The following is a 12,503-nucleotide window of genomic DNA, read 5'->3' as shown; positions in this document are numbered from 1 at the left end:
GGTGCGTATTCATTTACATGGTACGTCCGTTCAAGTGACCTTCAGACAATATGATCCTACTACAGGGATTGTTATAGCAGCAATTTCTGATGGCAGTCTTGTTAAATTCAAATGCTGTGACGTAAATAAAGTTGAAAAGAACCCGTCCCAAAATTGGTTGCTAGAAGGGCGAAGCTAATTGGATCCAAATAAATAGGGACAGCCGGGCTGGCTGTCCTTTTTAGCATATACCTTACATCCTCATGTACGTTTCGCATATCCCTTTGATATACGTTATCGATTTTATCCTTAATTTCCTTTAAAGACATACCTTATGTTACATGATATATCATTGAAACAAGTTACTAAAAAGGATAACAATAAAAGGGAAGTAAGAGAAAAGAACAGACAGACTTCATCAAGGACTAACAAGCTGATATTATGTATAAGTTATGGTGATTTAAAAGAGTACTAAAAAAGCTATTGTTAACATCTCACATACTTTCTTTTAAAACCAAGCTTCCCTCTATCCATTTGTTTTTGAATATTTTCGTAAGCGTTTAGGAAACTGCTTTTCTTCTTGTCGCGTTTTACTTCTACGATACCCACTTCCTTCGCGGTCTCGACCGCCTTTTCATGCAGCGGCAAAAATGAAACCCCCACCGTGTTTAAAAAATTATTCATTGCAGATTTTGTTCGTTCTGGCGAAGCATGAATAGAATTTCTCAAAATATCAAGCATATTGGATATTTTACTTTCTGAAAACTCATGGTCTTTGCGATTCCCTAACAGCCAGCAGTAACAACTCCAGCCGGCAGACATTTTAAGTTCTTCGTCGCTTGCAATCCATTGATCAGCAACGTCTTGTGCAATTTCCGACTCTGATAAAGTTACTGCCACTACATAATCTGAAAGCATATAAAAATATGCTTCATCCAACCATCGGTTATAGTCAGCCTCAGTCATGCCATTTGGGTTTGCAATGATGCCTGCAAAATACATGGCATCGTAGTTACCTGTGGCATAAAGCTCTTCAGCTAAACGTTGATTTATTTTTATTATCTTTGCGAGTGGTTTCATAGCACCTGTAGCCACACCAAAAAGCGGCTCGTGCGCACCATTTGATAAGTACATTTTTTTTGTTCGTTCCTTACCGAGCACTTCAAGTTCCTGCATAACTGTTTCAAAGTCCATTGTGCAATTCCTCCCTTACTATTTTTCTCGTTTCATTTTAACCGCGAACCGCGGAGGCTATCGTCAGTTCGCTTCCGATCTTTGTACAAAGAGTAAAGACCCTAATTCATTCATCTAGAGCTGCAGTGTAATTTGGTGACGTCCATCAGTAGAATGTTTCGATAAAATAACATCTAAATTCTCCCCTCAAACCGTATTGGTTTCATTCTACAATAAAAAAAGCTTGTAGACATGAACTTTGTCTACAAGCTGAACCGATCTTTTTAGTAAGATCGGTAAAGAAGAATTTCTGAACGTATTTTGTTCTGTTTCATTTAATTTGTTTTAAAATAGGTGGTTAATGTTTGCTGAAGAGTACCTTTAGTTGATGCATATTGATCAAATGATATATCTAAATGAATCATTTTTCTAACTAGTTCTGCACGTAGACCAGTAATGACCGCCTCACATCCCATTAAGGAAACGCCGCTCAACACTTTTTGAAAATGATGAATGACCTCAATATCCATATCCGTAATGCCTGATAGGTCAATAATCAAGGTTCGAATTTTCATATTGGAAATCTCCGTTAAAACTTTTTCTTCAATGGTATCTATACGATATACATCAATAACGCCAATTAAAGGAAGAACCGCAACAAAAGGACTGATTGGTATTATAGGAACGGACAAATGCTCAACCATTTTTCGCTGAGTGCTGATCAATTCATCTTTATAAGTAGAATAGCTTATAAAGAAACTATTGAGAAATTTATCGATGCCGTCGTTGACCTGCTGCTCCATTTGAAAGATCGTTTCCCTATAGTCTGAAATGCTGCGTTCATTGGTGTTCCTAAGATCAAATTCATACATATAATGCCATATCGTTCTTCTAATGGCATGTACCCATTCCAACTTAAGAGTGAGGGTTAAAGCATGCCTCGCCCAGGCTACACCTTCTTGTTGAGCAAAGGATACAAGTTCGTTGTCTCTGTTTTCAACAACAAACTTGATCATCTTCTCCGCGTTTTTCAAAAGATCGATATTTCCAGATTGTAAAATATCATTTATTTTACCCGCAACATCACCAGCCTCAGATAATAGTTTGGTTTGAAACTCTTCCCTGTTGTATTCAATAAAATCCATAATCTGTTTTTGCTGAAGCTTTTCCATTAGGTTTTTCTCCTTCCAGCCGTTTAGAAATAGTCTTTTCTCCTCTGTATTCTACTTTAAAGTCAAATTAAAGCCATTTAACATTTTTACCCAGAAGTTGCTAATCTTTTTTAATCATAATTTTATTGTATCAAATGACCAGGGACAACTTCTTTAAAATGCTCAAGTAAATATTGGTAATTAGCCAAACAATAAGTATATCAAACAGGCCAAACTCTTCAAATGAAGATGTTAGATAACTTGGAACTAACTAATCACTCCTGACAACACAATCACAAATAGCGACTGTACCATATGTAATGGCTAAACGACTTCCCTTTTCTGTCCCATACGCGACTTTTTTCATTTTTTTCGTATGCATATCGTATAAAAATTTTGAAGGATTATTTTTGGTATTTCCTGGTTCGAGTAATTCAGATATATTAGGTTCCTGTCCCCTAACGATAGATAAACTGGTTGCAGTTAGGAAGTTGCTGTACATTCTTCTGGCTTGCAACAAATAGCGGAGGTCATGATAATACATAGTGAAATGCCTCTATTCTCCTATTAAGATGCCCAATCTGTAAAAACATGCAGACAAAACGCCCATAAGAAGATATCATTAAAGTTAAGAATCATCGGCATTAGGAGGTATGAATAGATGTCATCTGAAAAAAAACTAAGCTTTCAAGAGGCGGTTAAGCAAAGACTGGCTGAAAAAAAACAGCAGCAGGCAAACGGGAAATTTTCTACAAATCCTGTAAAATCTACAAAGCAAATGAAGAGCCAGCAGACGAAGAAGGCAAACAACCAACACCGTCGCACCGGCGTTTAATAATCATTTAAAAACCCTTTCTGAAGGGTTTTTTTCTTTGGCTCTTTTCGTATAGATTGTTGCTATTTTGACCCATCCCATTAGCTCAATTGGAAATTAAGTTAATCAATACTCTATTTAGACTTATCGTATTATTTTTCTAAATTTGCGACAATATTATTAAATTGATTAATGTAGTCAAAGAGTTTATTTACCCAGTCTTCCTTTATTTGTCTGTTCTTAAAAAATAATAAACTCATCGAAAAGGGAAAAAACTTCTGCTTATGAAGTGATCGCTCCCCCCTACAAATGAAGGAAGGAGTGCATCAAAAAACAAAAAAGCCCGCAATCCTTGATATACAAGGCGTTACAGGCTGTTAATATGTATAAGTTATGGTGACCCGAGAGGGGTTCGAACCCCCGACCTCTACCCTGTCAAGGTAGCGCTCTCCCAGCTGAGCTATCGGATCAATAATTATGTATCGGACAAATAGAATTATATCTCATAACAAGCTAACTTGACAACCCCTTTTATCAAAAATATTTAAAAAGAAATAGACCCTGAAAACAGGGCCCTTTTGATTCCATTATTTTTCTTCCCATTCAAAGGAAACTACGGATTTTAAGTTACAATCGTTGCAGTGAGCGGTCAGATAGACCATGACGTTCGTCCCCTGACCGATCACCCACAGGCCGTCGAGATCAACCGTAATGGAAGTATTTGCTGGAATTACTCGTGTTGCGGCAATTGTCCCATTGACTGGGGAATTGGGAAGAATTCCGTACTGGATTTGCCCTCTTGGCCGTTCAGGCGGATTTTTTGAAAGATCTGCCGGTGTTACATTTGAGGACATTTTCCCGTTAAACGGAAGCGTTGGCTTGAAATAGATTTTAGCAACCATGGGATTGCATGTCATGTTCGAGATGGTGATCCGCTGTAAGGAAACATCCACGTTAGAGCTTGCCGGATTGACAAGCGATGCCCATACATTCTCACCTGGCGGGCAGGGACAGACCGAAAGCGTATCAGTAGATCCGAGAAAGTTGTTGGCCTTCGTTTCTTCTGCAGGACTGACCTCGGTTTCTTTCTCCTCTTTTGGATACTTGCCAAAGCCCATATTTGGCATCTTGGTCTGTACGGGGATATTCACATTCATATTAGGACTTACCGGATAGTTCATATTCGGGCTAATGTTGGGATTAGGATAGTTCATGTTTGGATTCATGTTGGGATAGCTTCCCTGACCATAACCATATCCTGCCCCCTGTCCATACGGGTACATTCTATTTAGCATATGCATTTTCCCTTCTCTAAAGTTTACACATTATTACCATATGTAGATAAGCTATACTTGGTCAGTCTATTTGGAAAAATGGGTAAAAGAAAAGCCATCCCATAAGGACAGCTTGGTTACCCTATTTTTTCTTCCTGGTCGTTCATAGCGATTTCTTCCTTCGATAATCGTTCTTCCTGGTCTCTGAGGCGATGAGCAAGACGGCTGGAAGCATTGGCTGCAATGCTGGCCACCAGATCGTCAAGAAATGTATGAACACCTTCGTTTGTTTTCGTATCCAACTTGCGAATGATTCCCAGTTTGTACTTGTCGAGATGACCGAATGTCGTTACCGCAATACTTCCATAGCCGAAAACCGCACCAAGCGCAATCGTTTCGTCCACGCCAAAAAGACCTTCATCCATTTCAACAATGGCCTGCAGTGGTTCCGACAGCATTTTTTTCTCAGCCAGTTTATCCAGTTCGATTCCAACAAGCAGGGCGTGCTGCATTTCCCGTTTTGTTAGTACTTTATCTACACTTTCAATGCATTCAGTCATTGTTAATTGAGGAGAGAACGGAGACTGCATTTCAAATACAATTTCAGCTATATCGGGTATTGAGACACCGCGCTCAGCCAGCAATGTCCTCGCCGCTGCCTCTACATCCCGGCTGTGTACTCTCTTTGTCATTATGTTCACCTCTTGTGCTTTCCTTGGATTTTTGCACAATTATCATAAATCTTGATTACATTATACCACTGTATGATAAAATAAAACGAACACTATGAAAGCGCTCTTTTCAAGATAGGAGAATTAGATATGCCCTTTAAAGGTACCATCGATGAACAAACCCTACATAGCAAGGAGCTGAACGAACAGGTTCCTTTACTGGTCTATTACCCGCCAGCATTTACCACTTTAAAAAAATACCCGGTGCTGATCGCGCAAGATGGTCCCGATTATTTTCAATTGGGAAGACTTGCCTCAACAGCGGACGACTTGATTCAATCTCAGGACATTGAGCCCATGATCATTATTGGAATTGCCCATCATCGTGGAGATGACAGATATCAAAAATACCACCCTAACGGCTTAAAACATTCCTCCTACTTGAGGTTTATGTCAAATGAACTGCCAACCTACATTAACCATGAATTCAATACATATCTCCTGGGTTCCGGTATGTGCTTGATTGGAGATTCACTGGGAGGGTTTGTTTCGCTTGTCTGCGGATTAACTTTTCCTCGTACATTTGGCCAGTTGATTTTGCAGTCGCCTTTTATTGATGCAAATGTACTGGACATTCTGTATTCCTTTTCGGGGTATGAATTACTAAAGTTTTACCACGCTGTGGGAACGGAAGAAAACGAATATGCATCGCCTAGCGGTGTAAAAGATTTTCTGACTCCCAACCGGAAATTGGCCAGCGAACTGAAAACCAAGAATTTCGAGTATCGATATGAAGAATTTGATGGAAATCACCTTTGGTCTGATTGGCAGAAGAACTTGATTCCTGCATTGAAGTTTATTTTCGGGAAATAATTCAATTTGTGAAGTTATAAGAATTTTTGATATACTAATCCAAAAGATAAGGGAGGAAAATTAAATGAACTATGGTATTGCCATTTTCCCATCTACAGACCTGAAAGATAAAATAAATTCATACCGCAAACGTTATGATCCTCATTATTCCATTATCGATCCTCACATTACCCTGAAGGATCCGTTTGTCGCGAGTGATTCTGAAATTGATGAAATTGTAAGTTATATTGAAAATGTGGCCAAGACTGCTCCTCCTATCAAGATTCATATTTCTCGGGTAAGTTCCTTTCATCCGGTTAACAATGTCATCTATTTAAAAGTAAACAATACCGAAGAGCTTATCTCTCTTCATGAAAAGCTTTACGAGGGGCCGCTTCAGCATGAGCATCCTTATAATTTCGTCCCCCATCTGACGCTTGCTCAAAAGCTTTCTGATGTAGAGCACGCCGATGTTCTTGAACGTCTTAAAATGGTGGAAGCAGAATATAAAGAAACCGTAAATGAATTTCACCTTCTCAAACGGGATGAAGAATCAGACCGCTGGAACGTATACAAAACATTCAAACTGGGGAAGGAAGCATAAACTTGAAAATCAAAGTCATTACTTCGAAAGATGAAGCATACAAGGATGCTTTATTTGTTCGAAAAGAGGTATTCGTTAACGAACAAAACGTATCAGAAGAACTCGAAGTGGATCATCTTGAGGATACGGCTACTCACTTTGTACTCTATGATACCGAAAATCAACCGATTGGTGCTGGACGAATGCGTCCCATTGGGGATGGCGGAAAAGTGGAAAGGGTTTGCATACTCTCCAACCGGCGCAAGCAAGGCCTTGGTGATTTGCTGATGAAGAGCATGGAACAGGAAGCCTCCCGGCTGAACTATCCCGCGTTAACATTATATGCGCAGGTACAGGCAGAGGTTTTTTATAAAAAGCTGGGATACACCACAACATCAAAAGAACCCTTTATCGACGCTAACATTCTCCATGTGGCGATGAAAAAAGCATTGAACCAATGACCATTGGTTCAATGCTTTTTTCTGTTTAATTATGAGTAATTTACAGTCCAATAGTGAACACTATCTGTAATTTCGCATCATTTGGGGGATATCATGAACCTTGGTACAATTACAACTGAAATGGTCGTAGGCTTTTTCGCACTATTTTTCCTGACGAAAATTCTTGGAAAAACGCAATTGTCCCAATTGACACCCTTTGATTTTATTTCTGCACTCATTCTTGGGGAACTTGTTGGTAATGCCATGTATGATCCCGATGTCCATATCTGGATGATATTGTTCGCAATCAGTGTTTGGGGAATTCTCATGTACTCATTGGAAATCCTCACTCAAAAGTCCATGAAATTCCGAAAGATTTTGGAGGGTACCCCTTCGATTGTCATTCGAAAAGGGACAATGGACCGGAAACAAATGAAAAAAAACAAAATTGATATCAACCAGTTGCAAAACCTGATCCGGCAAAAAGGACATTTCAGTATAAGAGAAATCGATTATGCCATTCTTGAGACGAACGGTTCGATCTCTGTTCTTCCCAAAAGCGATAATCAGCCAGTCACACGTCAGGACTTAAAGCTGTCACAAGAAGAAACCACCCTCCCAGTGACTTTAATCATGGATGGAACCATTCTAACTGATAACCTCCCTACAGCTGGTGTTAACGAAGAATGGCTGTTAAAACAGCTTAAACAGCAAAACATTCACTCAGCTAAAGAAGTATTTTATGCAGAATGGAAAAAAGACGAGGGTCTGTTTGTGATGAAGGAAAATTAAAAAAGAACACGACATGTGTTCTTTTTAGGTTTTGGATATGATCAGAAATTGATAGCGATATGATTTAAGGCCTTTACCTTGTATTGCTGTTTGTTGAAAAATACAAAAGCTTCAATGGTCAGATTTCCGATTGCTTCTTTTTTAAACGGAATAAGATAATCTTGAATCACAGCTTTTTCCCCAGGATCTATGGAAAGGTCGCGAATGGGGCATATCCACAGTTCTCCTCTTTCCTTTGCCTCTTTTGACCAATCATTATCAATAAACATCCACTGATAGTTTGCTAGATTATCCTGATTCGTTTCATTGTTTTCGGTGGAGTAGATTTTTCCTTTTAGGACATTGGCTTCGTTTGGCTGGAACCTGAAGCAAATGGACGGGTTATGCAAAGATACAATCCCCGTATTTTCGATCAAAAATGACCCTTTGATCAAACCGCTTAGATCTTCCTTCATGATCATGGAATAATCAAACAAGCAAAGACATTCATAATCCCGTTTTACAAAGATGCTGTCTTCTTCATCTTCCGCTTTTTTCAGGAATGGATCGGGACGTCCCTGAAGAGACAGCTTTTTTTCCAGAGCCTTGATTTTTTGCATGCTGTTTTCCAGTTTGACTTCCTTCTCATTAATTTCTTCTTGAACTGCAGTCAACAAATTTTCATAATCAGCAACTCTTTTTTCATAATCTACACTTTGGGCATGTGCCAACTGTTCCCTCAGCTGGATGACCTCTTCTTCAAGTCTTGCCCTGTGAGCGTCAAGTGCCTGAAATTCAGCCTCTCTTGCCGTGTTGTTCACTTCTTTCTCAAGGGTCTCAATTTGTTCTTCGGCAAAAACCAGTTTTTTTTCAAGAGCTAACGATTTTTCCTGATAAAATTCAGCACGGGCAATCAGACGGTCATAGCTCAACCGCTCTTTTTGAGAATGCATTTGCGTCCCTCCCTAAATAGGCTCCCATCTCTATCTTATGTAATATGGGGTGATTCGTTCACTGAAATACAAAAAAAGAGCAGGAGATCCCTGCTCTCTAGACAGTTCATGAGATTATTTCATCTTGATGTCGTCAAAGGACACGCAATTTTCCACTTCAAGGGTGCCTTCTTCGACTTTTACAATGCCTGATTCAAATACCGTTACACCGCGTTCATTCACTAGCTGCAACTGGAATAAGGTTCCGGAATGTTTGCTGACGGTTGCGAAATTAAAGTCAAACTCCTCACCTTCATCGGTTGTACCTGTACCTGATACTGTAAATTTCAGCCCTTTTCCTTCAGAAGGTTCGCAAACCAGACTATCCTGATCGAAGCTGTCTGCCGTGAAGCTAAAGTTGTTCATATCGCCGTCTTCTTCATCAAACGTAAATTTTAATGAGCTGTCACTCAAGCTGCAGTTCTGGCAGATTTCTGCAAGGACGCCAAGACGACCTTTTTCCGTGGCATTACTGCCAGTGCAACCACTTGCTTCACCAGATACACTGCAGTCGCAGCTCGGTCTAGGAAAGATATCCGGACATTGCGCCGGGAATACAACTTCAGGACAAGCGAACGTTTCATTTTCTTCAGCTGAAAGATCATTGTTACGAGGTGCGCAGAATTTAGCAAGCACTTCAAGTTTAACTTCAGCTTCAATTTGGATATCGACACAGAAGGTGATGGTTACGGTGAAAGATCTTGGAGCCGGACTGTTTAGAATGACTGTTCCTGTTGGAATTTTGCAAAGAATGCGCGTGATGCGGCAGAATAGATCCGTTCCATCAGGATAACATAACACGAATGGTTCAAGGACAGATGCATCGGTCCTTACACAAGTAACAACCTTTCCGTTTCTGTCGACGACTGCAACTTCCACTTCGGAAGTAAACAAAAGCTCTACGAGCTGGGCTTCCACGAAGCTGCCATTCAGTGAAACGGTAACATCTCTCTTTTCTCCCACCTGCTCACACATAAATGTTTCAGTCGCCGCCATGGTTTCATCCCCATTAAGCGGAAAAACAGGAGGAGTAACCGGTGTCTGGCAGGTCAGACGCAGAGGACGGCGAGCCGGATCCGCTAAAGCTTCTTCTATCCTTCTTATCTGCTCTGGATTGAAACTAACTTGTTTGGTTACAGAAAATGTGTCTGTTAACCAATCGTACACCTTCTGCACCCTTATGCATTCTTCTTGGAGACTATTGGTAGCCTTCGGTATCGATTTCTTGTGATTTAAACCCATAGTTTCCCTTCCTTTCCTTATCATGTTCTGAAGATTCCATACATACTATGGGAGTACCATAGGTTATGACACAAGAATGAATGCCTATTTTTCGGGCGGTTAGGAGGATAGACAATATGATTCTTACATTTGGAGGCAAACAGATCGGACAGGTGGACACCAATTTTTTTCAGCATATTAAACCCTTATTAAATTACTGGGGATTGCAATGGAATGAAAACTATGATGAAATCGAACCGGCTTTGTATGGCCAATGTTATGTGATCTCAGGTCTTGAGCAAAGGGACCTGGAAAGTGTTAAAAAATTACTTAAGCATACGGATGTTACTATAGAAGAAAACCCCTCGGGAGTGAACATAACAGCCACAATATCGGTTTCGTTTGTTGCAGATCAGCCTGTACCCATCATCGTTCAAACAGAAAATTCCAAACTTCTCTATATTACTCCAGCCGAGAATACCGAAAACGCTGTTCAAAACATTATCCATAAGAACATCCTATGCAAAAGAAAATCAAATCACTATTCTTTTTCATTCAGATGGAGGGAGAAAGAATATATTCCTGAATGGATCACCTACCTCATCCTACAGATTGGACTCTCCAAGACATTTTCTTCCCTCGCCTCCATCTCTTTTGGAGAATTCCAGACAGGTATAAACCACATCTTAAGATCGATAAATCCCACGCTCGCTGATCTGCAATGCGAAAGAGAAACAAAAAAAATGAAAAAGCCAAAAATCGAGCCTGAATTGAAGGTGCCTGACACCTTCATCGCTGCTCAACAGCTTATACCTGTCCGAAGCAGTCCTGCAACAGTGTCACGAAATAAAAATCTTCATAACGGGCCAGCCATTAACCCATTTAAAAACATACAAATCCCAGAATCGACTATCAATCCGTTTAAACAAAAACAAGGCAAAACTTCAACCGCCATTAATCCCTTTCAGCCAAATACCTATACCACTCGGAGCAGTAAAGAATAGTATAAAATCAACTTACTGAAAAGGTGTGGGTGGAATGGATAAATCTCAAATGCGCAGCAGGTATCGTGATCGCCAGCAGAAAAAGTCAAAATCACAAAGCAAACCGTCATTGTTTGACCCTGTGAAAAAAAAGAAGGGCTGCAAAACGTGCGGAAAAGTAACGTGGAAGCCTAAGAAAAATCAATGATGGCCACTAAAAAAGAAGGGTATCCCCCCTTCTTTTTTCTATTTCTGGTAGATAAACCTATTTTTTGTACAAGTAGGTACTTATCTATGCAAATTTTATAAAACTCAATATATTATATTACCCCCTGATTTAACAGGAGTAAGGGAAACAAATAAGGAGGAAAAATAATGGGTTCATTATTTAATAACCACGGGTGCAACTGCAACGAAGAGAGTTCCAGCTCCAGTTCCAGCTCCAGCTTTATACACAAGAAAAGAAAGAAAGAAAGCTCTAGTTCTAGCTCTAGCTCTAGCTCCAGCTTTGTACACAAGAAAAGAAAAAAAGAAAGCTCTAGCTCTAGTTCAAGCTTTATACAAAAAAAGAAAAAACAACAAGAAAGCTCTAACGACTGTAAAGGCTGTGCATGTAAGCAGATTAGAAAGTTAACACCTGGTGCATTGGTACAAATCGTGCTAAAAGGCGGAGAAGACTTCTTTGACGGCGAGATCACATTCGCATGTTTCGATCATAAGACTTGCTGTGCGACTTTCATCTTGGATGGATATCCGATCATCATTGACTGCCGTCAAATCGTTGCAATCCAGCTATTCACGTAATAACTGATTACGAAAAAATCAGGCCATTTGAGCCTGATTTTTTTCTATTTAGAGAATAGGTTTTTTCGTAATATAAGGCCTATAATCTTCGGTTTTAGCAATCACAGTGCAGAATTTCAAGATCGTATCATTTTTAATCCTCCATGTATGGCTATCCGGTTCATAGCTTCTTAAATAAACATAGTTATCTTTAGTTGCTGAGTACACAGGAATACCATTCTCTATGCATGATTTACAAAAAGCTGCATCCTCAGCTATATTGGTGGAACTGAATTTTACCGTATTAAAAACCTCTTTTTTAAAAACCAGCGTCCCTCCCATTAATAAATGATTATTGTATGTCTCCTCATTTTTCGCAACTGTCCCCCCAAACTTATTCGGATTAAATTCGGTAAGCAGGCCCTGATCTTTAAAATACATAAAAATGGAGGTTTTTCCCACGACGGATGCTTGAGAATTTCTTAAAGACTGAAGGGAGTGCATCAAGTAATATGGCGAATAATAATCATCATCATCAAATTTAGCGATATAGCTGAACTTTGCTTTTTCTACACCAAAGTTTAAACATTCACCCAACGTAGTATTAGATGGTAAATGATAAATTGAGATATTGGAAGAATTCAACGCTCTTTTTTTCCATTTTTCAGCATCCATATTATCTTTATTTAAAATGATAATTAGTTCTTTTTCTACATCCTGCTGCCGATCAAAATTAAGGAAAACCTCTTCCATACAACTATCCCTTATTGTGCAAGTGATGACGGAAACCATAAAAGCCTCCTCTGTTCCTGATAA

At 39.5% G+C, this 12,503-nt stretch carries 15 protein-coding genes and 1 tRNA gene; 8 read left to right on the top strand and 8 right to left on the bottom strand.

Annotated elements, in window-relative coordinates:
- Positions 1-465 precede the first annotated feature (465 nt).
- Positions 466-1,173 carry a DNA alkylation repair protein gene (locus AS030_RS05080; RefSeq protein ID WP_061969102.1) on the bottom strand — a complete coding sequence of 236 codons (708 nt, stop codon included), beginning with the start codon at positions 1,171-1,173 and terminating at the stop codon, positions 466-468.
- A gap of 314 nt (positions 1,174-1,487) precedes the next feature.
- Positions 1,488-2,324: an STAS domain-containing protein gene (locus AS030_RS05075; RefSeq protein WP_061969100.1), complete on the bottom strand. Its 837-nt coding sequence runs from the start codon at positions 2,322-2,324 to the stop codon at positions 1,488-1,490.
- 640 nt (positions 2,325-2,964) lie between these two features.
- On the opposite strand from AS030_RS05075, the gene AS030_RS23990 reads away from it, so the two are divergent.
- On the top strand, positions 2,965-3,138 hold the full coding sequence (locus AS030_RS23990) for a hypothetical protein (protein ID WP_164988872.1): 174 nt from the start codon (positions 2,965-2,967) through the stop codon (positions 3,136-3,138).
- A gap of 373 nt (positions 3,139-3,511) precedes the next feature.
- Here AS030_RS23990 and AS030_RS05065 read toward each other — a convergent pair.
- The 3 genes from AS030_RS05065 to AS030_RS05055 all read right to left on the bottom strand — a co-directional run bounded on the left by AS030_RS05065 (position 3,512) and on the right by AS030_RS05055 (position 5,083).
- A tRNA-Val gene (locus AS030_RS05065) sits at positions 3,512-3,587 on the bottom strand.
- A 117-nt stretch (positions 3,588-3,704) separates the two neighbouring features.
- The gene (locus AS030_RS05060) at positions 3,705-4,412 is read right to left on the bottom strand and encodes a DUF6143 family protein (RefSeq protein WP_141687025.1); all 708 of its coding nucleotides are present in this window, start codon (positions 4,410-4,412) and stop codon (positions 3,705-3,707) included.
- Between the two features lie 116 nt (positions 4,413-4,528).
- Positions 4,529-5,083 carry a phosphatidylglycerophosphatase A family protein gene (locus tag AS030_RS05055; RefSeq protein ID WP_061969093.1) on the bottom strand — a complete coding sequence of 185 codons (555 nt, stop codon included), beginning with the start codon at positions 5,081-5,083 and terminating at the stop codon, positions 4,529-4,531.
- A gap of 129 nt (positions 5,084-5,212) precedes the next feature.
- Between AS030_RS05055 and AS030_RS05050 the strand changes: the two genes are divergently transcribed.
- The 4 genes from AS030_RS05050 to AS030_RS05035 all read left to right on the top strand — a co-directional run bounded on the left by AS030_RS05050 (position 5,213) and on the right by AS030_RS05035 (position 7,729).
- Positions 5,213-5,935, top strand: coding sequence for an alpha/beta hydrolase (locus AS030_RS05050; protein WP_061969092.1), 723 nt, complete (start codon positions 5,213-5,215; stop codon positions 5,933-5,935).
- A gap of 64 nt (positions 5,936-5,999) precedes the next feature.
- On the top strand, positions 6,000-6,518 hold the full coding sequence (locus AS030_RS05045) for a 2'-5' RNA ligase family protein (RefSeq protein WP_061969090.1): 519 nt from the start codon (positions 6,000-6,002) through the stop codon (positions 6,516-6,518).
- Positions 6,519-6,520: 2 nt separating this feature from the next.
- Positions 6,521-6,958, top strand: coding sequence for a GNAT family N-acetyltransferase (locus AS030_RS05040; RefSeq protein WP_074440470.1), 438 nt, complete (start codon positions 6,521-6,523; stop codon positions 6,956-6,958).
- 90 nt (positions 6,959-7,048) lie between these two features.
- A complete protein-coding gene (locus AS030_RS05035; RefSeq protein WP_061971552.1) occupies positions 7,049-7,729 on the top strand; it encodes a YetF domain-containing protein in 681 nt (226 codons plus the stop codon).
- A 41-nt stretch (positions 7,730-7,770) separates the two neighbouring features.
- Here the strand turns inward: AS030_RS05035 and AS030_RS05030 are convergent, their stop codons facing one another.
- Positions 7,771-8,661: a hypothetical protein gene (locus AS030_RS05030; RefSeq protein WP_061969088.1), complete on the bottom strand. Its 891-nt coding sequence runs from the start codon at positions 8,659-8,661 to the stop codon at positions 7,771-7,773.
- A 114-nt stretch (positions 8,662-8,775) separates the two neighbouring features.
- Positions 8,776-9,942, bottom strand: coding sequence for a BMQ_0737 family morphogenetic spore coat protein (locus AS030_RS05025; protein ID WP_061969086.1), 1,167 nt, complete (start codon positions 9,940-9,942; stop codon positions 8,776-8,778).
- A 116-nt stretch (positions 9,943-10,058) separates the two neighbouring features.
- Here AS030_RS05025 and AS030_RS05020 point away from each other — a divergent pair, with 116 nt between their 5' ends.
- The 3 genes from AS030_RS05020 to AS030_RS23475 all read left to right on the top strand — a co-directional run bounded on the left by AS030_RS05020 (position 10,059) and on the right by AS030_RS23475 (position 11,708).
- A complete protein-coding gene (locus AS030_RS05020; protein ID WP_061969083.1) occupies positions 10,059-10,925 on the top strand; it encodes a hypothetical protein in 867 nt (288 codons plus the stop codon).
- 34 nt (positions 10,926-10,959) lie between these two features.
- Positions 10,960-11,112 (top strand): hypothetical protein, encoded by a 153-nt coding sequence (locus AS030_RS23480; RefSeq protein ID WP_156412556.1) that lies wholly within the window; start codon positions 10,960-10,962, stop codon positions 11,110-11,112.
- Positions 11,113-11,279: 167 nt separating this feature from the next.
- Positions 11,280-11,708 carry a hypothetical protein gene (locus tag AS030_RS23475; protein WP_061969081.1) on the top strand — a complete coding sequence of 143 codons (429 nt, stop codon included), beginning with the start codon at positions 11,280-11,282 and terminating at the stop codon, positions 11,706-11,708.
- Between the two features lie 48 nt (positions 11,709-11,756).
- Here AS030_RS23475 and AS030_RS05010 read toward each other — a convergent pair whose 3' ends face one another.
- Positions 11,757-12,479, bottom strand: coding sequence for a glycosyltransferase (locus tag AS030_RS05010; RefSeq protein ID WP_074440469.1), 723 nt, complete (start codon positions 12,477-12,479; stop codon positions 11,757-11,759).
- Between the last annotated feature and the right edge of the window lie 24 nt (positions 12,480-12,503).

The organism is Fictibacillus enclensis, assembly GCF_001457035.1.
Taxonomy (GTDB): domain Bacteria; phylum Bacillota; class Bacilli; order Bacillales; family Fictibacillaceae; genus Fictibacillus_C; species Fictibacillus_C enclensis.
Note: the sequence above shows the minus strand (reverse complement) of the source record. Positions and strands in the feature narration are given on the sequence as shown.